This is a genomic window from Roseovarius carneus (genome assembly GCF_020141465.1).
Classification (GTDB): Bacteria; Pseudomonadota; Alphaproteobacteria; order Rhodobacterales; family Rhodobacteraceae; genus Roseovarius; species Roseovarius carneus.
This window is the reverse complement of record NZ_JAHSPD010000002.1, coordinates 15,679-39,180: the sequence shown is the minus strand read 5'-3', so window position 1 is coordinate 39,180 and position 23,502 is coordinate 15,679. Positions and strand designations below refer to the sequence as shown.

Annotated in this window: 21 protein-coding genes and 2 pseudogenes; 7 read left to right on the top strand and 16 right to left on the bottom strand. The window is 57.0% G+C overall.

The genetic code is table 11. From position 1 onward, the window contains the following. Positions 1-68: 68 nt before the first annotated feature. From KUD11_RS14980 to KUD11_RS14960, 5 genes and pseudogenes are all read left to right on the top strand, one after another. Positions 69-1,943: a sensor histidine kinase gene (locus KUD11_RS14980; RefSeq protein ID WP_109388490.1), complete on the top strand. Its 1,875-nt coding sequence runs from the start codon at positions 69-71 to the stop codon at positions 1,941-1,943. Continuing rightward, positions 1,940-3,283 carry a sigma-54-dependent transcriptional regulator gene (locus KUD11_RS14975; protein ID WP_109388492.1) on the top strand — a complete coding sequence of 448 codons (1,344 nt, stop codon included), beginning with the start codon at positions 1,940-1,942 and terminating at the stop codon, positions 3,281-3,283. Before KUD11_RS14980 ends, KUD11_RS14975 begins: the two co-directional genes overlap by 4 nt. A 213-nt stretch (positions 3,284-3,496) precedes the next feature. After that, positions 3,497-4,480: a TAXI family TRAP transporter solute-binding subunit gene (locus KUD11_RS14970; protein ID WP_109388494.1), complete on the top strand. Its 984-nt coding sequence runs from the start codon at positions 3,497-3,499 to the stop codon at positions 4,478-4,480. Positions 4,481-4,636: 156 nt separating this feature from the next. Then, positions 4,637-6,952 (top strand): TRAP transporter permease, encoded by a 2,316-nt coding sequence (locus tag KUD11_RS14965; RefSeq protein ID WP_109388568.1) that lies wholly within the window; start codon positions 4,637-4,639, stop codon positions 6,950-6,952. A gap of 631 nt (positions 6,953-7,583) precedes the next feature. Beyond that, positions 7,584-8,234: pseudogene (locus KUD11_RS14960) on the top strand (IS3 family transposase); the annotation flags it as partial. A gap of 119 nt (positions 8,235-8,353) precedes the next feature. On the opposite strand, the pseudogene KUD11_RS14955 reads toward KUD11_RS14960, so the two are convergent. The 8 genes and pseudogenes from KUD11_RS14955 to KUD11_RS14915 form a co-directional block, all read right to left on the bottom strand. Then, positions 8,354-9,251: pseudogene (locus tag KUD11_RS14955) on the bottom strand (transposase). Between the two features lie 184 nt (positions 9,252-9,435). Next, positions 9,436-9,834, bottom strand: coding sequence for a sugar phosphate isomerase/epimerase (locus tag KUD11_RS14945; RefSeq protein ID WP_224380321.1), 399 nt, complete (start codon positions 9,832-9,834; stop codon positions 9,436-9,438). Beyond that, positions 9,794-11,032, bottom strand: coding sequence for an MFS transporter (locus tag KUD11_RS14940; RefSeq protein ID WP_181375368.1), 1,239 nt, complete (start codon positions 11,030-11,032; stop codon positions 9,794-9,796). Before KUD11_RS14940 ends, KUD11_RS14945 begins: the two co-directional genes overlap by 41 nt. Next, positions 11,029-12,234 carry an alpha-D-ribose 1-methylphosphonate 5-triphosphate diphosphatase gene (locus KUD11_RS14935; protein ID WP_109388503.1) on the bottom strand — a complete coding sequence of 402 codons (1,206 nt, stop codon included), beginning with the start codon at positions 12,232-12,234 and terminating at the stop codon, positions 11,029-11,031. The genes KUD11_RS14940 and KUD11_RS14935 overlap by 4 nt, the downstream gene beginning before the upstream one ends. Before the next feature lie 260 nt (positions 12,235-12,494). Continuing rightward, complete coding sequence (phnE, locus tag KUD11_RS14930) at positions 12,495-13,328, bottom strand: phosphonate ABC transporter, permease protein PhnE (RefSeq protein ID WP_109388506.1); 834 nt, start codon at positions 13,326-13,328, stop codon at positions 12,495-12,497. Beyond that, on the bottom strand, positions 13,321-14,139 hold the full coding sequence (locus KUD11_RS14925) for a phosphonate ABC transporter ATP-binding protein (RefSeq protein ID WP_224380319.1): 819 nt from the start codon (positions 14,137-14,139) through the stop codon (positions 13,321-13,323). The genes phnE and KUD11_RS14925 overlap by 8 nt, the downstream gene beginning before the upstream one ends. Beyond that, positions 14,132-15,001 (bottom strand): phosphate/phosphite/phosphonate ABC transporter substrate-binding protein, encoded by an 870-nt coding sequence (locus tag KUD11_RS14920; RefSeq protein WP_109388510.1) that lies wholly within the window; start codon positions 14,999-15,001, stop codon positions 14,132-14,134. Before KUD11_RS14920 ends, KUD11_RS14925 begins: the two co-directional genes overlap by 8 nt. A gap of 154 nt (positions 15,002-15,155) precedes the next feature. Then, a complete protein-coding gene (locus tag KUD11_RS14915) occupies positions 15,156-16,352 on the bottom strand; it encodes an alpha-D-ribose 1-methylphosphonate 5-triphosphate diphosphatase (RefSeq protein WP_181375369.1) in 1,197 nt (398 codons plus the stop codon). Between KUD11_RS14915 and KUD11_RS14910 the strand changes: the two genes are divergently transcribed. After that, on the top strand, positions 16,351-17,022 hold the full coding sequence (locus tag KUD11_RS14910; protein WP_109388512.1) for a DUF1045 domain-containing protein: 672 nt from the start codon (positions 16,351-16,353) through the stop codon (positions 17,020-17,022). The two genes, KUD11_RS14915 and KUD11_RS14910, sit on opposite strands and share 2 nt — an antisense overlap. On the opposite strand, the gene phnN is transcribed toward KUD11_RS14910, so the two are convergent. From phnN to phnG, 8 genes are read right to left on the bottom strand one after another with little or no spacing between them, the layout of a single operon-like run. Further along, the gene (gene phnN / locus KUD11_RS14905; RefSeq protein WP_109388514.1) at positions 17,004-17,564 is read right to left on the bottom strand and encodes a phosphonate metabolism protein/1,5-bisphosphokinase (PRPP-forming) PhnN; all 561 of its coding nucleotides are present in this window, start codon (positions 17,562-17,564) and stop codon (positions 17,004-17,006) included. The genes KUD11_RS14910 and phnN overlap by 19 nt on opposite strands. Continuing rightward, positions 17,561-18,244, bottom strand: a complete 684-nt coding sequence (gene phnL, locus KUD11_RS14900) for a phosphonate C-P lyase system protein PhnL (protein ID WP_109388516.1) — start codon at positions 18,242-18,244, stop codon at positions 17,561-17,563. The genes phnN and phnL overlap by 4 nt, the downstream gene beginning before the upstream one ends. Before the next feature lie 3 nt (positions 18,245-18,247). Further along, positions 18,248-19,018, bottom strand: coding sequence for a phosphonate C-P lyase system protein PhnK (gene phnK, locus KUD11_RS14895; RefSeq protein WP_109388518.1), 771 nt, complete (start codon positions 19,016-19,018; stop codon positions 18,248-18,250). Beyond that, positions 19,015-19,872, bottom strand: coding sequence for an alpha-D-ribose 1-methylphosphonate 5-phosphate C-P-lyase PhnJ (locus KUD11_RS14890; RefSeq protein ID WP_109388520.1), 858 nt, complete (start codon positions 19,870-19,872; stop codon positions 19,015-19,017). The genes phnK and KUD11_RS14890 overlap by 4 nt, the downstream gene beginning before the upstream one ends. Then, entirely contained in the window at positions 19,869-20,468 is a 600-nt protein-coding gene (locus KUD11_RS14885) for an HAD family hydrolase (protein ID WP_109388522.1), read from the bottom strand. The genes KUD11_RS14890 and KUD11_RS14885 overlap by 4 nt, the downstream gene beginning before the upstream one ends. After that, entirely contained in the window at positions 20,465-21,553 is a 1,089-nt protein-coding gene (locus tag KUD11_RS14880) for a carbon-phosphorus lyase complex subunit PhnI (protein WP_109388524.1), read from the bottom strand. Before KUD11_RS14880 ends, KUD11_RS14885 begins: the two co-directional genes overlap by 4 nt. A gap of 1 nt (position 21,554) precedes the next feature. Then, complete coding sequence (phnH, locus tag KUD11_RS14875; RefSeq protein ID WP_109388525.1) at positions 21,555-22,157, bottom strand: phosphonate C-P lyase system protein PhnH; 603 nt, start codon at positions 22,155-22,157, stop codon at positions 21,555-21,557. After that, the gene (gene phnG, locus KUD11_RS14870) at positions 22,157-22,612 is read right to left on the bottom strand and encodes a phosphonate C-P lyase system protein PhnG (RefSeq protein ID WP_109388527.1); all 456 of its coding nucleotides are present in this window, start codon (positions 22,610-22,612) and stop codon (positions 22,157-22,159) included. Before phnG ends, phnH begins: the two co-directional genes overlap by 1 nt. 81 nt (positions 22,613-22,693) lie before the next feature. On the opposite strand from phnG, the gene phnF reads away from it, so the two are divergent. Further along, positions 22,694-23,413 carry a phosphonate metabolism transcriptional regulator PhnF gene (phnF, locus tag KUD11_RS14865; RefSeq protein ID WP_109388529.1) on the top strand — a complete coding sequence of 240 codons (720 nt, stop codon included), beginning with the start codon at positions 22,694-22,696 and terminating at the stop codon, positions 23,411-23,413. The last annotated feature ends 89 nt before the right edge of the window (positions 23,414-23,502 follow it).

The window sequence follows — 23,502 nt, the reverse complement described above, 5'->3', positions numbered from 1 at the left end:
GACAAGAAAGATAACCCCACCCCTTTGATAGGGTTGTCAGATGTGACTTTTACTTCCATCACTATGCCATGTCTTTTCAGGTCATAAAACGCGGGCGCATTGAACAAAAAGCGGGTTTAGTCGCGCTTATACTGGCGGGGGTTTTCGGCTTCCTGATTGCTGCTTCGGCGCTTTTCTTTCCTGCATTGGAGCGCGTGTATCTGGGGCAGCTGGCACAAAAAGAAGCCTCCACCCTGACGTTGGCTGTTGAGGGTTTGAACGGGTCTTTGCGCAGGTTCGAGGCTTTGCCAAAACTCATCTCCGAGCGCCCCGAGGTGATCCGCGCGTTGCAGACGCCATCGGACCCAGCGCTCATCGAGCGGGTCAACACTGATCTTCACCGGACTGCGGAAATGGTGGGACTGTCCGACATCTTTCTGATCGACCGGACAGGTCTGACCATCGCGGCCAGCAACCATTGGAAGGAGCTTTCTTTCGTTGGGCAGAATTTCGAATACCGCCCCTATTTCACCCTCGCCTTGAGCGGAAAGCAGGGGCGGTTTTTCGCGCTTGGCACAACCTCGGGCGAGCGCGGGTATTTCTTTGCCGAGGCGGTGCGCGACGGCTCTGACATCGTCGGTGTTCTGGCTGTTAAATTCACGGTAGATGCGTTTGAGGAAGCATGGAGCGTGGGCGATAATGTCGTCGTGGTCACAGATGATGTCGGGGTTGTTTTTATGTCCAACCGCCCCCGCTGGCACTTCCGGACCTTCGAGCCGCTCACGGCCCCATCGCGCGCGGCGATCGAGGCGACCCGCAAGTACCCTATGGATCAGCTCGTATTACTTGAAAATACCCAAACACTCTTTGATAGTAGCCTCAAGCGTATGGCGATCACCGACGCGACGGGCCAACCTGAAGATTTCATTGTGCAAACCCAAGCCATCCCTGAGGCCCAATGGGAGGTTTGGTTGTTCACACCCACGGGGCCTGCCTGGAACAGGGCAATGGGGACCGTCGCGACAGCGGCTTTGCTGTTGTTGCTGGCGGGTCTGATCGTCATTGTTGTGATCCAGCGCCGCGTGCAACTCCAAGAACGTATCGCCGCGGCCCTTTTGATCAAAGAGGAACTGGAGCAGCGGGTCACCCAACGCACAGCCGAGTTGAATGAGGCCAATCGCAACATCATGCAAGAGGTCGAGGAACGCCGCAGCGCCGAGATCCGGTTGCGCCAGACCCAGACTGAACTGGTGCAGGCGGGCAAACTGGCCGCACTCGGGCAAATGTCGGCGGCTCTTAGTCATGAATTCAACCAGCCCCTGACGGCAGTGAAGTCCTTTGCGCGCAATGCAGCCGCTTATCTCGATAGAGGTGAACATGAAAAAGTGCGCCAGAATGTCGGAATGATCGACGACATGGTCGATCGGCTTGTCGCCATCTCGACCCATCTGCGCAATTTCGCACGCCGCCCCGGTGAGCGAACACAGCCCATTCTGCTCAATCAGGCGATTGAGAGTGCGTTGGCGATTGTGGAGCCAAAACTGCGGGCTGCGGGATGCCACGTGAACTGGATCCCGCCGGATGAAGAAATCTGGGTTCAGGGTGGTCAGGTCCGGCTCCAGCAGGTATTTATGAACTTACTGAGCAATGCTGTGGATGCCATGATCAAAACCCCCGATCCGCTGATCGACATTGCATTGGAAAGACAACAAGGTAAGGTTTGTGTCGATGTGCGCGACCGGGGAACCGGAATGACCCAAGAAAACATCGCACAGCTTTTTGATCCGTTCTACACCACCAAAGAGCCCGGTCACGGGATGGGGCTTGGCCTGTCGATTTCCTACAATATCGTGCGCGATTTCGGCGGGAGCCTGAGCGGTCAAAATCACCCAGAGGGCGGCGCCGTCTTTTCGGTTTCGCTGATGCAATCTGAAGCCCCTTGCGCGCAAAAGGCGGCAGAATGACCGAAGCCGCCACCGTGTTTTTTATTGACGATGAAGGCCCGCTGCGCATCGCGGGGCAGCAAACGCTGGATTTGGCGGGTATCGACTGTGCGTGTTTTGAGCGCGCCGAAGCCGCATTGGACCAGATTGATACTGATTTCGAAGGTGTGATTGTCACGGACCTTCGGATGCCCGGCATGGGGGGCGTAGCATTGCTGCACGCCGTTTTGCAAAAAGATCCGCAAATCCCCGTTATTTTGGTCACCGGACACGGCGATGTCGATCTGGCTGTCTCGATGATGCGTGACGGTGCCTATGATTTCATTGAAAAGCCCTACGCGCCTGAACGATTGGTCGATGCAGTGCACCGAGCGATCGCAATGCGCCGTCTGACTATGGAGAACCGCCGTCTGCGATCGCAGGTTCAATCACCGCTCACAGCACAAGTCAGCCTTCGCGGCTTTAGTGGTGCCATGGACCGGATGCGCAGGCAAATCAGCGACATCGCCGCGACAGATGCCAACGTATTGATCGTTGGCGAAACCGGCACGGGCAAGGGCCTCGCCGCACAAGCGCTTCACAGCGGCAGCGCGCGGGCAGACAAGCCCTTTATTGCCATCAACTGCGCCGCATTGCCTGTGGATGGCATAGAAAGCGAGCTATTCGGGCACCAAGCAGGGGCGCATGCCGCAGCCGTGAGGTCGAGGATCGGCCGATTTGAACATGCACAGCGTGGCACGTTGTTTTTGGACGAAATCGACAGCCTGCCAATGGCAATGCAAGGCAAGCTGCTGCATGCGGTGGAAAACCGGCTCATAAACCCTCTGGGGTCCCATGATCCTATTGCGTTGGACGTGCGCTTTGTTGCGGCGTCAAAAACCAATCTGCAAGACGCAGTCGCAAAGGGGACGTTCCGTGAGGACCTTCTCTACCGGCTGAATGTCGTGACCTTGCAGATGCCAACACTGGCTGCGCGGCGTGAAGACGTGCCTATCCTGTTTTTGACCTTTGTCGGGCAAATTGCCGACCGCTATGACCTTCCTGTCCCTCATGTGCCGGGCGCGACGTTGGACGCGGTTGCAGCACGTGACTGGCCCGGTAACGCGCGCGAGCTGCGCAATGCAGCCGAGCGCTTTGTTTTGGGGTTGCCGGAGGATCAAGATACCGGGGCTGACGCATCGCAGTCTTTGGCACACCGGATGGCAGATCACGAACGTGCCTTGATCGCGGCAAGTCTGACCGCGCACGAAGGGCGCCTCAAAGACACATATGAGGCTTTGGGAATCTCTCGAAAAGCGCTTTATGAAAAGATGGTGCGCTATGATTTGGCGCGAGACAGCTTCACAAGTCCGGATGCCTAAATTATGGTGAAATTCCAAGTTGTGCAGTCAACGACCCAATAAAATCACCCAATGTCCCGCTCGTGACCCATTCGGACCTGAAATCCAAACTAAAATGAAAATGTTTGCGTTAAAGCGGTTGGCGCGGTTGGCACGTCGCCTAATTCATATTCAGCCTCTTGCTAAGCGCATAGCAGGATTGCTCAGACGACATACTTTATGGGAGGAACTAAAATGACAAAACTAACAGGAATTACGTTTGCGGTCGCCACGGCCATTGCTGGCAGCGCGTTCGCAGACACAGACCGGACTGGCTGGCCCGAGAGCTTTACTGTGGGCACCGCATCACAGGGTGGCACCTACTTCGCGTATGGCGCGGGCTGGGCGAACTTGGTCGCAGAAGAGCTGGGATTGTCCGGCGGTGGCGAAGTCACTGGTGGCCCAATGCAGAACATGGCGCTGGTTCACACGGGCGAAGCACAGTTCGGCATGACCACAATGGGTCCAGCCGCAGAATCTCTGGCGGGCACAAACCCTATCGCACCCGGCCTTCAGATGACCGGCGCTTGCGCGATGTTCCCGATGTATCAGACGCCGTTCTCCGTAACTGCGCTGTCATCCTCGGGCATCACCAGCATTGCTGACATTCCGGCAGGCGCACGCATCGGCTTTGGCCCTGCGGGGTCCACATCTGACACCTACTTCCCACGCATGATGGAAGAACTGGGCGTCGAGTTTGACCGTCGCAATGGCGGTTGGTCTGACCTTGGCAGCCAGCTTCAGGATGGTCTGCTGGACGTGATCGCGTTCGCTGCCGGTGTTCCGGTGCCTGCGGTCAGCCAGCTCGAAGTGCAAACAGAAGTGAACATCATCGAGTTTACGGAAGACGAGCAGGCCCAGATCATGGCCGCCTTCCCGGTGTCGCAGTTCGATATTTCGGCTGACGCCTACACCACGCTGGACGCACCTGCGCGGTCCGTTTCCATGTGGAACTTCGCGATTGCCAACTGTGATCTGCCCGAAAGCTTTGTGAAGGCTGTTGTGGACGTGGTTATGTCCGACAACGAGCGTATGGTGAACATTCACCGTGCGGCTGGATCGACGTTGCCCGAAAACTGGGACAAGAACACTGTCATGAAATGGCACCCCGGTGCGGCAGCATGGTTTACTGAAAACGCCGGTGCGGAAATCCCCGCCGACATGATCCACGGTAACTAAACCAAACACTGGCGGTGCGTCTCTTTCAAGGCGCGCCGCTTCCACTTTGTCATTCTTCGCGTTCGGGCTACCGTGGCCCCCGAAGACTGCGCATTTCAGAAAATCTACAAAGGACAGTTGCAGGATGTGCAAGGTCTCTTTGCGGGGGAGGATCTCATGGTTCGCGAGCCAACACAGGCCGAAGATGTCGGGTTGATTGCAGAGGGTGTCGACGAAGAGCCTATCGAAGGTAACCGGCGCCTATACGCAGGCTGGCGGCTTCAGGCGGTTGCAGGTTTCGGCGCGCTTTATGCGCTTTTTCACATGGCAGCCCTCAACGGGGTGTCCATCTCGTCCTACACTGGCGTCACCATTCCACTTCTGCCGCAGTTTCCAATGGAGACGTGGAATTTTCGCATTTTCCACATCGCAGGCGCCCTCTCTTTGGGCTTTTTGATGTATAATGCGATGCTGTTTTCGGACAAAGACGACAACGCCAAATCTGGCCTATGGGACAAGATCGCATACGCCTTGATGCTGCCTGCCATTCTGGCGCTCGGCGTCAGCTTCTGGTTTGCTTTCATGATCGCAGGCGGTGATTTGCCTGAAATGAGCGGTCTGACAACATGGCCGGCCTTCGCAGGCACGCCGATCTACAACAAGGAAGTCTGGTACTTCGGGCTTCCCCTTTTGGTAGCCACCTTTGGTGGTATCGTTCTGGGCTGGCTTGAAAAAGCACCCCGCGACCGGTTTCGCGCCTCTGATATTCTGCTGGCGATCTGTGCCTTCGCCGTCGCGGCCTATTTGATCGCAATCTATGGCACCGCTGCGCGTAATTCGGTGGGCACACCCTTTGTGCCTATCGGTGTGGCCTTTGCTGCGACGGCTGGTTCGGCCCTGATCCTTGAGCTTACCCGCCGCGTTGCGGGACTTGCCCTTGTGATCATCACGGGCGTGTTTCTGGTCTATACGTTTACCGCCCATTTGCTGCCCGGTATTCTGGCGGTGCAAAACCCCTATGACTGGAAACGCTTTTTTGGCTTTGTCTACACCGATGCAGGTATCCTCGGGCCCACAACGGCGGTGTCCTCGACCTATATCATTTTGTTCATCATCTTTGCCGCATTCCTTCAGGCGTCAAAAGTGGGCGACTATTTCATCAACTTTGCCTTTGCGGCTGCGGGTCGTGCACGCGGTGGCCCGGCGAAAGTGGCCATCTTTGCCTCCGGTTTAATGGGGATGATCAATGGCACCTCTGCGGGCAACGTGGTTGCCACAGGCTCGCTGACCATTCCACTGATGAAAAAGGTCGGCTACAAACCAAAAACTGCGGGCGCTATTGAAGCCGCCGCCTCCACAGGCGGGCAGATCATGCCGCCGATCATGGGCGCGGGTGCCTTCATCATGGCCGAGATCACAGGCATCCCCTACCAGGAAATCGCCATTGCGGCGATCATCCCTGCGGTGCTTTACTTCGTCTCGGTCTACTTCATGGTCGACTTTGAGGCTGCCAAATTGGGCATGCGCGGCATGCGCGAAGACGAGTTGCCAAAATTCGCCAAACTGGTGCGTCAGGCCTATTTGTTCTTGCCGATCTTCATTCTGATTGTGGCGTTGTTCATGGGGTATTCCGTGATCAGGGCGGGTACGCTCGCGACGGTTGCCGCAGCGGTGATCAGTTGGATGCCAATCATCATGGTCCGGCTGTTTCCCAACAGCCTGCCAGAGGCGGCTGTGTCCGGCATGGGCCCGTGTCAGATCTGGAAAGCCTTCGAACTTGCCGGTGTCATGTCGATCCAGATCATCGCCGTGTGCGCTTGTGCCGGTATCATCGTGGGTGTGATCTCGCTCACCGGTGTTGGCGCGCGCTTTTCTTCCGTTTTGCTTGATCTTGCAGGGGTGAGCCAGCTTTTGGCTCTGTTCTTTGCGATGTGTATTGCGATCCTGCTGGGCATGGGGATGCCCACAACAGCGGCCTATGCGGTAGCGGCGTCCGTCGTCGCACCGGGTCTGGTCCAACTCGGTATTCCGCAGCTCACGGCACATTTCTTTGTGTTCTACTTTGCGGTTGTTTCGGCCATCACACCCCCAGTGGCCCTTGCCAGCTATGCGGCGGCGGGCATCTCGGGCGCGAACCCGATGTCCACCAGTGTCGCAAGCTTCAAGATCGGGATCGCAGCTTTCATCGTCCCGTTCATGTTCTTCTACAACTCCGCCTTGTTGATGGATGGCACATGGTACGAAGTCGGTCGCGCAGGTGTCACGGCAGTGTTTGGTGTGTACCTCCTATCGGCTGGTGTCCAAGGTTGGTTCTGGGGGCAGCGCTCGGCTTGGTTCGTCCGCCTGGCCGTCGGTGTCGCTGCGCTGTTCATGATTGAAGGGGGCCTCACAACTGACGTGATCGGTATCGCAGTTGTGGCCGCTGCATGGTTGACGCAAAAAGTCTTCAAGCCCAATCCAGACGCGCCCATTCCGGTGCGCGGTTCCGACTAAAATGAGAAAGGGCGGCTTACTCAAGCCGCCCTTTTTGCATTTATCCGATTTCAAGTGCTCATACAGCACGACCCGGAAGTGTTCACCCGATCTAATGGTCGTCGTTGTTGCGTTCATTCTTCTATGCCCACAACCTGATCTTTGACCGCCGTTTCTGTGTGGCAAATGCTACGAACAGCTGATCTTCACGCGGCGTCGTGACGCCGGAGCCTTAGCAGCTATAACATCAATCGTGATGCGCGCGCATGCAGCGAAGATTTAACAATTCAGAGTTTGGGATTCTGTGGTTGCGCCTTCGATGAAAGAAGTTTTGACTGATTTGAGGAATGATCGATTGCGGTCTTCTGTCAGGCCTCATTGTGCGGCATTTTCAGAAGCCATGGGCCAGTATAGTGATCAGCGGCTTGGGTCCAAATCTCTCAGGCGGCTACGGTCTTCGCTGGATCGCGATAATCTTGTTCCTCGGCCAGAACCGCCCAGATGGTCTGTGCCACCTTGTTCGCAAGAGCTATTTCAACGAGCATTGAGGTGCCCCTAGATTTGTAGACGCTTTGCTTGGTAATTTTGGAACCAAGGAGAGACGGATATGAACTAGGGAATACGGTTTGCGGACGAGTTCAAGTAGGACGCTGTGGCGCAGGTTGTTGAGCGCGGATACGCGGTCAGCGAAGTGGCTGAGCGTTTGAGGATTAGCACCAAGTCGCTGTACACGTGGAAAGCGCAGTTTGCGAAGTCACCACGTGTCAGATCAGAGGGTGCTGAACAGGCTGCTGAGATCAAGCGGCTGAAGCGTGAGTTGGCCCGCGTGACCGAGGAGCGGACAATCTTAAAAAAGGCGACCGCGTACTGGGCGCGCGAGTCTCAGTGAAGTATGCGTTCATTCACTGCCCGGCAGTGCATGTTGACATGCATGAGAGGGGGGGCTCATCGCGCGGAGTTTTCTGTGCGGTCCATGTGCCGCGTGGTGATGGTTCATTCCAGCGGCTTCTACGCATGGCTTAGGGAACCATTAAGCCTGCGTGCGCTTGAAGATGCACGGCAAACAGAGCTGATCCATCAGGCTTGGGCCGACAGCGGCAAGGTCTATGGATATCGCGAACTGACTGATGACTTGCGCGATGCGGGCGAGACCTGCTCAGAGAACCGTGTCGCACGTTTGGCCAGCCTTGCAGGCATCGTCGCACAGATTGGCGACAAACGCCGCCCAGGTCACTACGGCGGCAAGCCTACTGTCGTCGCGGACAACACGCTGGACAGGCAATTTGAGGTTGTGGCCCCTGACGCGATCCGCCGGGAGTTTCATGAACTCTGTGTATCCGGCTTGGCCCATGCGGGTTTCAGATACGGTCACGCATTGAAGCGCTGGTCGAACATGATAGCGCATTGATTTCGGGCTACAAATCATTCTCGGACATTTCTGCCGCCTTTCTCAAAGGTGCGGATGGCTTGATAGATCAGCTTTGTCGCAGCGTCCTCGGTCGGGAACGAGCCACGCGTCTTGATCGATTTTCGGATCGCCCGGTTCAGGCTTTCAATGGCATTCGTCGTGTAGATGATCTTGCGAATTGCCGGATCGAAGGCGAAGAACGGGATCACCGCCTGCCACGCCCGCCGCCAGGCCGGGGCAATCAAGGCGTATTTGCCGGCCCATTTTTCCTCGAAAGCATCGAGTTCAACGGCAGCCTGTTCGGCGCTAGCTGCGCTGTAAATCCGGCGCCGATCAGTGGTCACGACCTTGCGATCTTTCCAGGCGCAGAAGTTCAGCGAATGGCGGACAAGATGAACAATGCAAGTCTGCACTGTTGCTTGCGCAAAGGCCGCTGTGAGCGCCTCTGGGAAGCCTTTGGGGCCGTCCACAAAGGCGTCGGCCACGCGGCGGATCAGAGGGGGCAAGACCTGTGGGCCGTAGACGTCCTCAAGGTGCGCGCTGATATCGCGCACCGTCAGACTGGCGGCGTAGAGCGCAATAATCTTGTCATCCATACCGTCGATCCGGGTTTGGCCCTTCTTGATCGGTTCGGGCTCAAAACTGCCGTCCCAATCACGGGGGAACCGAAATCGGCACCTCGCCGTCCTAACCCTTCAAGCGCTTGCTGGCAGTGCCGTTGCGCCGGTGGGGCTGGCCCGGCGGTGCTTCCTTGCCATCCTCATAGCCCAGAGGCACCGTCAGTTCCGCACCCAGCATGCGCTCCATCAGCCTAATCTTGAGCTCTTTCATCAGCCCGCCATCGCCAAGCAGATCTTCAGGTCGCTCGCAGCCTTTCAAAAGTTCGTCCAGAAGTTCTTTGGAAATCGTCATCGTCCCTGCTCCTCTCAGCAAGCATGGACCTAAAAATAATTACACTGAAAACCGGACTCTCTCTTGCTTCTGAGCCAAAGCTATCCACCATCGCGCGACGTGTTTCTGGGCGTACATCCTGAATATTCTCAATGACCAGCTTAATGCCCATTTCTTCGGCTGCGCGCACGACAGGGTCTAGAATTTAATGGATGCGGCCAAGCTTGCTTTCGGCATAGCCCGGAAAGTTGAAAATGTTGTGCTGATACCAAGCTGTGTATGGCGAATGCAGCACCATCTGGCGTGCGCCGATCCGGTCTCCAGCCTCCAGCGCTTTCAGGTACCGTGCAGTAATGATCGGGCGCAGTTCCGCGTCTTTGTTATCGATATCCAGACCTTCAAAAGGCCCATGAATGCCAAGGCGTCCAGTATGCCCATCAAGGGCCGTCTTGGCGGCGGCAATGCGATCGTCGAATCCGGTGGTCAGCGCAGCATGGGACATGAAATCCTGTAGTTCGATATCGCGGGCGGCATCAAACAGCCAATCGCGGTGGTCGGCACTCTCAGATGTTTTCAGGCAGGCGCCTATTTTGAGCGGGGTCATGTCTGTGGGTCCTTGGGTCGGGAATAAACATGTAGGTAGCAATCGCACAGCAAAGACACAGGGCCATTACAGCAAAAGACCACCAGCCGCCGTAGGTTTGCGTGGTCCATGCAAAAGCAAAAGGGGCGGAGGCGTTGATCCCCATTTGTACAAAGGAGATCCACCCAAGTCGTGCGCCGTAACCTTTGGCACCAAATAGCGCCAAAGGCAGTGTCCCGCGCGCAATAGTTTTGATCCCGTCGCCCATTCCGTAAAGTGCCGCCGCAAGCAGAAGTCCAGTGAACGTAAATCCGAAAATCAACAGGACGACAAAGCCAGAAAACATCAGGCCAAGGCTAAGCGCATAGGTCACTAACGGGTACATGCTGCGACTGACCAACATCTCAAAAAACCGGCCCACCGTTTTGAACGGGCCGATGACGGCACCGGCGAAGGCTGCCATTGCCGCTGTATGTCCTAGGTCCTGAACATTGGTCACCCAAAGTGTCATAATAGCGCCCATCAGGTAGCCAGAAAAAATGAAAGAAAAGACCATCCACAGCATTGCCTGTTTGCGCAGGCGCCCGGTCAGTTCGGGCCAGTCTGGCGAATTTTCAGGCTTGGGTGCATCAGCGGCGCGTTCAGGCCCGCGCAAGACAAAGAAGTGGATCGGTGTGCAGATCAGTAAGGCACTGAAGCCGAGGATCACCCATGTTGTTTCCCAGCCGTACCGGTTAAACAGCGCAAGAGTCAGCGGCCAGAAAATAGTCGAGGCAACCCCGCCAAACAGTGTGATGACCGAAATCGAGCGTTGCGGCAGAACGCCTAGATCCAGTCGCGCCACACTGGCAAAGGCCACATTATACAGCACGAACATACCCGCGCCTTCGGCCATCAGGATCAGTACAAACAACCCGATCCGCCCTTCAATTTGGCTCATCGCCATCAACGCAAGGCTGGCCACGACAGAGCCCAGCGTCATCACCCACCGTCCGCCGAAACGGTCCACCAGTTTTCCGGCAATGGGTGAGACCAGGCCGCCAAACAAAAGGCCCAGCGACAGAATGCCGAAAACCTCTGACAGGGTCAGTCCAAGATCCTTGACCATTTCTGGCAGGAGCACGGCATAGGCGTACATCAGGGTGCCGTAGCCCATGATCTGGGTTATCCCCAGTCCAATGGCAGGCAAATAATCGCGGTTCAGTCTTGGCAGGTTCATCCAGCGGGCATACCACGATAGGCGCAACGGCCCGCAACCCATGTTCCCTGAATGGCTGGGACGGAGCCGTCGGGCCAATCCACCAAAACAAGGTCCGCGCGCTTGCCAACAGTGATGTCGCCCCGGTCGGGCAAACCCATTGCCCTTGCGGGGCCAGATGAGACGAGCGACCAAAGCACAAGCCGATCCGCGCGGCGCTCCGCGTCAAGTTTGGCAATTGCGGCAAGCATGGCGGGGTAGAAATAATCCGAAGCGAGCGCATCGCACAGACCGGCCTCCACCATATCACCCGCACCAAGCGAACCGATATGGCTCCCTCCACGGGCGGCATTGGGCGCACCAAAGATGATCGGATCACCGCCCGCACGGGCTGCTTTTGCCGCTTCCATCACCATGGGAAATTCGGCAACCCCCGCCCCGAGAGTGCGGAAATAGGCACGGGTTTCGGCACGTGTATCATCATGGCTGAGCATCGGCGCACCGGCATCCCGCGCCATCCGGGCAACCTTTGCAATAGCACCCGGCACCTCGGTGCGCCGATCCCAGATCTGGCCTAGGAGTGCGATATAGTCTTCCTCGCTCAGCCCTGCGCGATGGGCTTTGGAGGCAGTGCGCTTTTTCATCCGCGCGTCGTATAGCGACGCTATTGAAAAATCAGGCGACAGCTCAAAAGCGCGATCCTGGATTGGCACGTCATAGGCCCGCATGGTCATAGACGTGTGGTCATTGAAGGCTACGGAAGGCAATAGCGGCCCCGCAAGCGCCCATTCGATCACGTCCAAAGCCTCGAATGCGAAGGTCTCCCACCGAAGCTGCACGCGGTTTTCCACGGTCAGCCGCGCGGCCAGATCGCGCATGGCTTGCATGAGTTCGCGGCCGCGTGCCACATCGCGCAACCCCGGCTCCCATCCCAGCGTGATGGCGTGATAAGCGGTGGCGATCCCGTTGGTTGCAAGTTGGCGGTCAGTGTCGATGAGCGCCGTTTCGGTTGGGAAGAAAACTCCTACACGGGGCATCAGCTGGCGTTCGAACGCATCGCCATGTACGTCGATCAGGGCAGGCGCCAATATTAATCCACGTGCGTCGATCACCTCGCCTTGCGCAGGGCCCCCTAATTCGACAATCTTGCCATTGCTGATGGAAACATTCGTTTGGGTGATCTCGCCGGGCAGGTAAACCTGTGCGCCTTCAAAGGTAATCATTCAAAGTTGTTCCGTTGTCAGATGCCTGTGGAAAATCCCCGGCGTTTCGTGTTCACGCTCCTCAAGCTTCCGACCTTCAAAGCCTTGGGCTGTCAGCCAAAGCGCGTGACGCCCCACGCCCGCCCCAAGATCAAGGATGCGTGCGCATTGTGCCGGACCAGCGGCCCATTCTTGCAATTCCTTGCCGGGCGCTGGCCGCTTGCTATTTGCTTCGACGGCTCTCGATTGGGCATTCCAATGCTGGTCTGCTGTTTCCGGTTTCAACGCTGCTCTCCAATAATTCGGGCGCGGGCCCAGCCGCTGACGAGCTCGATCCCGATCACAACAACTGCGATCATCAAGATCACGGTCATCGCTGTGGGGTAATCGAAAAGGTCAAAACCAACTTTAAGCTCGATCCCGATCCCACCCGCACCAACAAGACCAAGGATAGTCGACGACCGGACGGCTTTCTCCAAAGCAAAGAGAGAGGTGGAAATGAAAGCAGGCAGGCTGCCGGGGATCGTGGCACAGGCCACAACATCGAGTTTCCGCGCACCAGTGGCTGTTAGGCTTTCGGCGGGGCCTTTGTCGGTTGCTTCCATGTCGTCGGCGAAAAAGCGTCCGCAAAAACCGATTGTGTCAATCACGATGGCCAGCATGCCCGCAAAGGGACCAAGTCCTACGGCCACAACGAAAACCAGTGCCCAGGCGATGTCCGGCACAGCACGGATGAAACTTAGCCCGGTCCGGACAATTTGATTGACCCATGGGCCGGCGATCAGCCCCTTTGCGGCCAAGAGGGCGACAGGAACAGATATGATTACCCCGATCACGGCACCAGCAACAGCGATTTGCAGTGTCTCGACCATTTTCCAGCCCAGCCGCGAAAGCACTTGTGGGTCAAGGTTCGGCGGGAAGGCCCGCGCGGCGAAATCGGCAAAGCGGGGCGGGGAACTGGCTACTTTTTCAAGCGAGAATCCGGCACCGGCGAGGCACCAGAAGATAATGACAAGTCCGAGCGCATAGCCCAGAAAACTAATGGCAGAGGGTCGCTCAAACCGCGCCAGTTCAAATCGGGTCCGTTCATTCCGGGAGGGCGCGGTATCAGTCATAAAGACCTCTCAGATCGGAGGAACTCAGTGAGGCTGTTGTCGCATCAAGCTGAATGCGCCCCTGCGCAAGGCCAAGCACGCGGTCGCCGTATTTCAATGCATGTTCAATGTTGTGTGAGGTAAAGACGACCGTGACGTTCTCGTCGCGGACAAGCCGGAAAAACAGCTCCATCACGTCTTCGCCTGCACTTGGATCAAGTGACGCGCAAGGCTCATCCGCAAAGAGAACCTTGGGCGCGCCGACGATGGCGCGGGCAATGGCCACGCGTTGCGATTGCCCGCCAGACAGCCGATCCGCGCGCCGGTGCGCGAAATCAGCAAGGCCAACGCGTTCCAACGCCTGCATGGCAGTTTTCCGAGAGGGCTGGGGGGCTAGCGAATGGCTCCAATGGCGTATGCCGGGATGCTTGCCTAGAAGGCCGTGCAATACATTCGAAAGCACAGACAATCGGGGCACCAGATTGTGCTTCTGAGAGACCAGCCCTACCTGTGCGCGAATGTTGCGCATTTCTCGCCCGGCTACTTCATTTGTCTGCTGTCCCAGCAAATGCACGCTGCCACCTGAGGTTGAGATCAACCCCATCAGACAGCGCAGCATGGTCGATTTCCCGGTGCCGTTGGCACCAACAAGTGCTGTTGCCTCTCCGCGGGCGAGGCGGAAACTCACGTCAGAAAAGATCGGCGTTGCCCCAAAGGTTTTGGAAATGGCGCGGGCTTCGATTTCAACAGGCGAAACCGGGGCGAAGGCCGCCCCGGCTTGCTCAGTCAGCACATCCGGCGCCGCCTGACATTTCAGCAAAAGATCAGTCACCGATGAAATTGTCGAACTGAGGGTATCCCGCATTCGAGTACATCGAACGGACGTAGTCATAAGCGCTGTCTTCAATCGCAACGAGGTCCATGCCGACATATTTGTCGTTTTCTTCGTGGGCCGTAATGCCTGCGATGACCTGCGCCTTGCTCCCAAGGATTGCGTCGCGCATGGCTTCGGCAGCCTCGGTTGGCACATGTGCACCCGCCATGATCATGTCATTGGGCAAGTCGCCCGAGCGCGCAATCACTTTATAAAAACCGTAAGGCAGCTCCGTTTGGCCATTGCGGACGCCGATGAAAGTACCTGCATTCATGCCGAGTGCGTCAATATCGCCGTTGTTCAACGCCTCAAAGGCGATGTTTCGTGAGGTGTGGGTTCTCTCAATGTCATTGACCGGATCGATACCGTGATCAGCAAGTACCTGCATGGGGCAAAGCATGTTTGAGGTCGAACCGATATCGCCAAAGGCGACCGACTTGCCGACCAGATCAGCTGGCACGTTGATGCCGCTGTCAGCACGCACAATAAGGGCACAGTAATAATCTGGGCGACCAAGGCCGATCAATGGCGTGGCGTTGGTGATCTTGTTGATAACCACATATTCTGCGGGCCCAGAGACCACGAAATCCACGGCCTCACCGCGCAGCGCCTCAGCTGCAGCCGTGCGCGAATTTACTGCATAGAATTCGAATGTGTCGCCGGTGGCCGCTTCGAGCGCCTCCTTGAACGGACCCCATTCCAGTTGCAGGCGCTCCATACCTTCAACATCTGTGACAGCAAGCTTCCAGGTTTCTGCTGTCGCTGCAAACGCAGACACAGCCGCAAGGCTTATACCCAACAAAAGAGATTTCAGTTTCATAGCACCCTCCAAGTTTATTCATCTGGATGAATGATGGGGGTGCGTATCAATGGCGCTAAAGTTTCATGAAACCTTTGTGACGTATGCGGCCGACACTCAAAAAGCCCTAAAGTGTTTCACGGAAAACTGTGATTCAGGTTTTTCGCGAAACGCTTTAACCAACTTTGTTACCTTGGCTCCAGACGCCGCGGAGTAGAGGTATTTGGTCGATTTTGCGCACACGCAAAACATCACCGCGTAAACCTGTTTTCAAAGCACCACGATCATGCAACCGCACGGCCTTTGCGGGGTTGCTGGTCACTGTGGCAATGGCGCGGGGCAGATCATTCCAGATATCTGCAAGGCGGAACGCCGACAAAAGCAGCGCCGAGGGCACGTAGTCTGATGAGACAATGTCAAGAAGATCGGCTTTTGCGAGATCTTCTGCCGCGACATTGCCGGAGTGGGAGCCGCCGCGGATCAGGTTGGGTGCGCCCATCATCACGGCAATGCCGTGGATGCGACAGGCAGCTGCGGCCTCAACCGTTGTGGGGAATTCGGCAAAGCCGATGCCATTATCAGAGGAGGTCGCGACATGATCGGCTGTGGTATCATCATGGCTTGCCAGAACTGCACCGAGGCGGCGGGCCTCTTTCACAGCACCTACTTCGTGCTTTGCCCCGAAGCGTTTTTGTAGGCGCAACAGGGTCTCAACATGTTCGGCAAACGCCGCATCGTTCATACCGCGTTTCTTGGTGACATAGGTTTTCAACGCGGTCAGATCACGGAACTGGCGCTGACCAGGGGTGTGATCCATCAGGCTGACAATACCTATTCTGTCTGACGGTCCAAAGGCCGCCAATTCTTCAAGCAGCGTCTCTGAACAGATTTCGGCTCTGAGATGAAGAAAATGACTGATTTTTAAATACCCTTGCGCGCGGGCTGCCAAGAGTTCATCGGCCAGCGTTCGGGCATATTCGACGCAGCGGTCCTTGCCACTATTATGGACGGACCCTACCCGCATGGCGTCAAACACCGTCGTAATGCCAGTGGACGCCAGTTCTGCATCGTGCGCGATCAGGGCAGGTAAATGTGGCCAGTCCACCTCTGGGCGCGGTTCGATATGGCGCTCGACATTGTCTGTGTGCAACTCAACAAGACCGGGAATAACGAGATCTCCGGCACAATCCAAGGCACCGGTTGGGACGTGATCCCCTTCAGTAATGTCACAAATGACGCCTTGTTCGATTGTCACCGCACCAGTGAGTACCTGATCTTCCAACATAAGCTGCGCATTTGCGAGACATAGGTCGCTTGACACATCGTTGTCACAAGCCTTTGTCAAAGAGGACGTGGGAAAAGGGGAATTCATGTCATACTCTCGATTTGCAATTTACTATGTGCCGCCGGTAGGGGCCTGGGCCGATTTCGGTGCGTCGTGGCTCGGTTGGGATGTGTTGCATGGCCGTGAGGCGCCTCAGCCGGATATGCCGGGTTTGGATGACATCACGATGACACCGCGCAAATACGGGTTCCATGCGACTTTGAAACCGCCATTTCGTCTGGCTGAAGGGCAAGACGTGCAGGCTTTGAAAGCTGCCGTATCTGACCTTGCTGTCAAACTCGCTCCCGCCATATGTGAGGGATTGGAATTGACGACTTTGGGCGGTTTTCTGGCGCTGACTCCGCAAAACGATATGCAAGCTGTGCGCCGGGTTGCTGGCGCCTGTGTGCGCGCGCTTGATCGGTTTCGCGCCCCCGCTCTCGAAGCAGAGCTCGCGCGCCGCCGCAAAGTCGGTCTGAGCCCGCCGCAGGAGGCGCTGCTCGCGCAATGGGGATATCCATATGTGATGGAAGAATTTCGGTTCCACATGACACTGACGGCGCGTCTGCCGCAGGGTGAAATTGCCGTATGGTCGGCTGCTCTGCGGCGTCATATGCCGGACCTGCCCAGCCCTTTTGTGCTGGATCAGATCGCTTTGTGCGGTGAGCGGGAAGATGGCAGGTTTGAGGTACTCCATCGCTATAAACTCACCGGCTGAAGCAATACCGCCCCCCGGGCGATGGTCTGGGACAGCGGACCATCGTTTGCGAGGTTGATCACCTTGAGCCCAGACGGCAATGGCTTGTCAGCCTGGGCAAGGCGTTTGCTGATCTCTTCTTCCGTCTCACGCGCCCGCGCGGCGAGACGGTGCGCAAGCGTTTCCGGTTTCGCGGTGATGTTGAGAACGACTAGGCGTGGGAAAATCCCGGCTGCTTGGGTCAGAGCCTTGCGGGAGAAATTGACAAGGCAATCGGTATCCTTACCGAGTTGGTATTTGACGGTGATCGGAATGCCATAATGCAGCCCATGCGCGCGCCAGTGAACAGCAAAAGCCCCCTCTTCAACCAAGGCATCAAATTGCGATTCTGAAACCGCATCGTAATCCTCGCCGCTCAATTCGGGCGCACGTGTGATGACACGGCGGACAAGATGCACACTTGGCATGACGCTCTGAAGGCCCACCATCACGCTGTCCTTGCCAACACCCGATGGGCCGACAACCGCGATGAGACGCCCCTCGGACTTTGAGACAGGCGTCATGCGGCCATACCGGGGGTAAAGCGGCCGACATCAATTTCGCGATCACAGACGCGGGTTCGGGCCGCCTCATCATGAAAAATACCGATGATAGCCGCGCCGCGCATTTTCGCATCTTCGATCAAAGAGAGCACCACCTCGCGGTTCGCAGCGTCGAGGCTCGCGGTAGGTTCATCAAGCAACATCGCAGGGTAGCTATGTGCAAAACCACGGGCGATGTTGACGCGCTGTTGCTCGCCGCCCGAGAAGGTTGTTGGGGATAAGGACCACAGCCTCTCGGGGATGTTTAACTGCTTCAGAAGCGCCGATGCTCGGTCCTGCGCGTCGTCTGCCGGTACTCCCAAAGCGCGCAGAGGCTCTGCAACCACATCGAGCGTTGGCACGCGCGGCACCACACGCAGGAATTGGCTAACATAGCCTAGCACATCACGGCGCAATTTTATGATGTCGCGCGGCTCAGACCGCACGATATCCAAACCACCAATGCGAATTTCGCCTGCTTGCGTCAGGTAATTGCCGTAGATCATCCGCATCAGCGTGGATTTACCAGCACCAGAGGCCCCGGTGAGCGCCACGCATTCGCCCGGTGCAACCGCGAAGGACACTTTGCTGATCACCTCGATCACGGCACTTCCCTGATTGTGCAGGGTGAAGGTTTTGGAGACGTCTTTTAGTTCAATCATGGCTCATACCTGTAAAACGGAACTGACAAGGAGTTGACTGTAAGCGTGCTGGGGATCGTCCAGCACCTGATCTGTCAGGCCCGCCTCGACCACGCGGCCTGATTTCATGACCATCAGGCGGTCCGCCAGCAGGCGAACCACAGCCAGATCATGGGTCACGATGATCGCCGATAGCCCCATGTCACGCACCAGACCGCGCAGCAGATCCAGCAGTCGTGCCTGAACCGACACATCGAGACCACCTGTGGGTTCATCCATGAACACCAGTCGTGGGCCGGTGACGAGGTTGCGGGCGATTTGCAAGCGTTGCTGCATCCCGCCTGAGAATGTTGTGGGTCGGTCATCGACGCGGGACGCATCGATCTCGACACGACCCAGCCAGTCAGTGGCCTTGTCGCGGATGTCGCCGTAGTGGCGCTCGCCCACAGCCATCAATCGCTCGCCTACATTGCCACCGGCACTGACACCCATGCGCAGACCGTCGCGGGCGTGTTGGTGTACAAAAGCCCAATCAGTGCGACCGAGCATCCTGCGTTCGGGTTCAGACATCGCAATTGTATCGCGTAGGCCGTCGGTGCGGGTGTCGAACACAACCTGTCCCGCATCCGGTGCCAGATGGCCTGCCATACAGTTCAGCAGAGTGGATTTGCCTGACCCGCTTTCGCCGACTATCCCCATAACCTCACCGGGATACAGGTCGAATGACACATCGGCGCAACCAATATGCGCGCCATATCTCTTGGTGATGCCCTGAACGGAAAGCAAAGGTGTCATGCTGCGTCCTTTCCTTTATGGCCCATTGCCTGCCGCGCTTCGCAATAATCGGTGTCAGAGCAGACAAACATCCGCCCACCTGCGTCATCAATGATCAACTCATCCAAATAGCTGTCTGTTGCACCGCACATCGCGCAGCAGTGATCGGCCTTTGACGCCTCGAAAGGGTGATCCTCGAAGTCGAGACTGACCACTTGGGTATAGGGCGGCAGCGCATAAATACGTTGCTCGCGCCCCGCGCCAAAAAGTTGGATTGCGGCCATGTCGTTCAGTTTGGGGTTGTCGAATTTGGGGATAGGGGATGGGTCCATCACATAGCGCCCTTCAACTTTGACCGGATAGGCGTAAGAGGTCGCGATATGACCGTGGCGGCTGATATCCTCGTAAAGTTTCACATGCATCAGGCCATATTCTTCAAGGCTGTGCATCTTGCGTGTCTCGCTTTCACGGGGTTCGAGAAACCGCAGCGGTTCGGGGATTGGCACCTGATAGACAAGAATCTGTCCTTCGCTCAGGGCACCTTCCGGGATGCGGTGCCGGGTCTGAATTACAGTGGCGTCATTGGTAGACGTGGTCGTCGCAACTCCGGCTGTGCGTTGAAAGAAAGTCCGTATTGAAACCGCGTTTGTGGTGTCATCGGCGCCTTGGTCGATAACCTTGAATGTGTCGTCAGGTGTCAATACCGCCGCCGACACCTGTACGCCGCCTGTGCCCCAGCCATAGGGCATTGGCATCTCGCGAGAGGCGAAGGGCACCTGATAGCCGGGAATGGCAAGCCCCTTGAGGATTGCACGGCGGATCATGCGCTTAGTTTGTTCGTCAAGATAGGCAAAATTATAGGCCTGATCAGTCATAGCAGCCCCCGTTTTTCAAGATTGCCGCGCAAGTCACGCGCGCCTGTAAAATGGATGGCATCCATGCCGACAGCCCTTGCGCCAAGGCAATTGTGAAGCCCGTCATCAACGAAGACGCATTGATCAGGGCGCACCTGCGCCCGCTCGCACAAGGTTTTGTATATTTCCGTGCTGGGCTTCAGAATGCCAAGCTGACCGGACACCACCGTTGTTCCAAAGACCGTTCCCAATTCAGGGTGTATTTTCAAACCCTTGGGCCACGTCTCGGCTGACCAATTGGTAATGGCATGGAGTGCGACGCCTTTGTTTTTGAGCGCATAGAGAATGTCCCATGTTTCACTTAATTTATTGGAAACCGTGCTGGTATGCTGCGTGACGTATTGCGCCACGCGCGTGCTATCCTCTGGGTCCTTGATCAGGCTTGCTGCTTGGGCAAAAGTCGCCCCCCCGTCGCAAGCAAAGTTGATCTTGTCAAAGCCCACACGGTCCATAAACGCTCGCGTGCCTTCGATGCCCAGCTCATCGACCCAAGCAAGATGCGGCTGCCAGTCCACGAGCACGCCGCCAATATCGAAAATCACCGTATCGACAGTCATTCCGCAGCCTCCTGCACCTGATTGGTCAAGGCTTCGCAGCGCAGTTTGCGCACCAGTTCCAATTCGGACTGGAAATCGACGTAATGGGGCAGTTTGATGTGCTCAAGAAACCCTGTCGCCTGAATATTATCGGCATGATAAAGAACGAATTCTGCGTCCTGTGCGGGTGCACCAACGTTATCCTCGCCCAATTCTTCCCAGCGCAGCGCGCGGTCAACCAACGCCATTGAGATGGCCTTGCGCTCGGTTTGGCCAAAGACCAGACCGTAGCCGCGTGTAAATTGCGGTGGCTCAGTTTTTGAGCCAGTGAACTGATTGACGGTTTCGCATTCAGTCAGGGTTACCTCGCCGATCTCAACGGAAAAACCCAGCTCGGGAATATCCATTTCCACTGGCACGGACCCGATGCGTAGCTCGCCCACAAAGGCATGGTTGCGCCCGTAGCCACGCTGCGTCGAATAGGCGAGACCAAGGGTAAAACCTTCATCTGCGCGGGTCAGCGCTTGCAGGCGCAGGGCACGGGGGCTGGGCATTTCCAGTGGTTCGCGGGTCAGGTCGGGGGGCGGCGTATCGTCATGGGGAGCTTCTTCGATCAGCCCTTCGCGGTTCAGGAATTCGGTGACATGCGGGACATTGCCCGTCTCGGCGTCACGAGATGGAGCCTTGGGCACCTCGCCATCAGCGGCCAGTTTGAAATCAAGCAAACGGTGCGTGTAGTCAAATGTTGGGCCTAGGACCTGCCCGCCGGGCAAGTCCTTGAAAGTCGCGGAGATACGGCGATCGCAGGCCATAATGCCGGTATCGACAGGCTTGGACGCGCCAAAGCGAGGCAGCGTTGTCCGGTAGGCCCGAATGAGAAAGATTGCCTCAATCAGATCGCCACGCGCCTGCTTGATCGCAAGTGCCGCAAGGTCTGGATCATAAAGCGAGCCTTCTGCCATGACGCGATTTACGGCAAGGCTCAGTTGCTCGCGAATCTGCGCGACGCTGAGTTCGACAACATCCGTGTCACCCCGACGCTCTTCGGCGAGCCAAGCGTGGGCATTCTCGATTGCCCGCTCTCCGCCCTTAACGGCTACATACATGTCAGGATGCTCCTACTTGCGCTATCGCTTCGCTACTTGAGTGCGAGACTTCGGTTGAGCGAGGCAATGCCGCGAGGCGTGAGCCGCTGGTCAGGATGAAGTCGAGCCCCAGCGGGAATAGCTTCCGGTTCTCTTGGAACGCGTCAACTTCTGGCAAGGAAAGCGTTGCTTGATCCTTGATACCTGGACCCATCAATGTAGCACCTGAGGCGTCAAGTTCTGAACAGTCCACTATGAGCGTTGCTGAGCGATCCGGGTATTCAGATGTGCCGATCGGGTAGACCGTGAGCGGCGCGAGCGAGTCCCACTCGCCAACCGCAAACATACAACGCGCGGGGCCAACAAAAGGAGCGCCTGTGTGAAAGGCCAGCCACGCCCGCGCCGCTTCGCAATCCATATCGCCAGCCAGATAGATTGGTGTTTCCGTATCGCAAAGCGTCAGCAGTACTGCACCCATCGCGGGTGACAGCGGTGCAGGGGGCGTTGCCCCTTCGATATCCTGAATGGTGCCCGGACGCGCCATGGCCTCCATCACACTGCGAAAGGCGTGGGCTGACTGGGTGGCTGGATCGGCAAAGCCGCCGGACAGGGTGTTTGCCTCCATCAGTCTTCTCCTCGGGTCATGGTAAAGAAATCAACCTTCGTCGCGGCGGCCTTAGCCGCGCGGGTGGCTTTTGCGGTGATCATCTCGGCCTCCAGAGGCTCAAGGACCATCTCGCGCAGCCTGCTCGACAGTGAGGTTTGCATAAGCGCATCAACGAGGGCGGCGACCTCAGCATCGGCCTTTCGGCGCCCTTGAATATAGGCATGACCGACTTCGCCAGTTTCTAACGTCAAAGCGCAGCGGGTTATGGTCATCTCGCCCAGATTGAAGGGGGCACCAGTGGCGCCTGCGCGCGCGCGGACCATCGTGCTGCCAATCTCTGGTGTGCGCAGCCACGTGAAAGCGGGGCGTGATATCTCAGCATCCAGCAGTGCCGCCACACGGCCTTCGGGCGCTTTAGCCAGCAAACCCATCCACGCCTTGCGGGAATTATTTTCGTTCACAGTGTCTTTCATCTCGACAACTTGTCTCTTTCCTATACAACTATACATATCTTATCATATTGATGCCCTCATAACAGAAGAGTTTTGTGAAACTTGCGTGACGGTTCTGACAAAACCCCGATCTGGAAGGCCATCGCGAATGCTTTGCGCAATGACTTAGCCGAAGAGCGCTATGCGCCGGGGGACAAGCTGCCGACCGAGGCAGCACTGGCAGACCGCTTTGGCGTGAACCGCCACACGGTGCGCCATGGGATTTCTGTATTGGTTGAGGAAGGGTTGGTACGCACCCGCCGCGGCGCAGGGACCTTTGTCGCGGCCACGCCGACTGACTATCCGATTGGCAATCGGGTGCGTTTCCATGAAAATCTGATCGCCGCAGGCCGCAGACCCGAAAAGCGCATGCTCGCGTTGGACGAGCGCGCTGCGACAATTGGTGAGGCTCAGGCGTTGCAGATCAAGGCGGGCGATCCGGTTTGTGTCTATCACGGGCTTTCATTGGCCGATGGCCAGCCGATTGCCGTATTTGAAAGCCTGTTTCCACTGGCGCGCCTTGTAGGGATCACCGCTGCGTTGAATGAAACAAACAGCGTCACACAAGCTTTGAGTGTTGCGGGCATCGACGACTATACGCGTGCCTCAACCCGCCTGACGGCAGTCCGCGCCACGGCAACCCACGCGCTGCTCTTGCATGTTGCCGAAGGTGATCCGCTGCTGAGATCTTCGAGTGTAAATCATTGCGAGGGCGGGCTGCCCGTAGAGTACGGTCGTACCTGGTTTGCAGGCGATCGGGTAACGTTGACGCTTGAAACGTAAGGCTTGCTCATCAGCACAACACCCGTAACAGAGCTAGCTGGCCGATGCTCGTTGAGCGTCTGATCCGTCTTAAAGCTATCGTCGCCGGT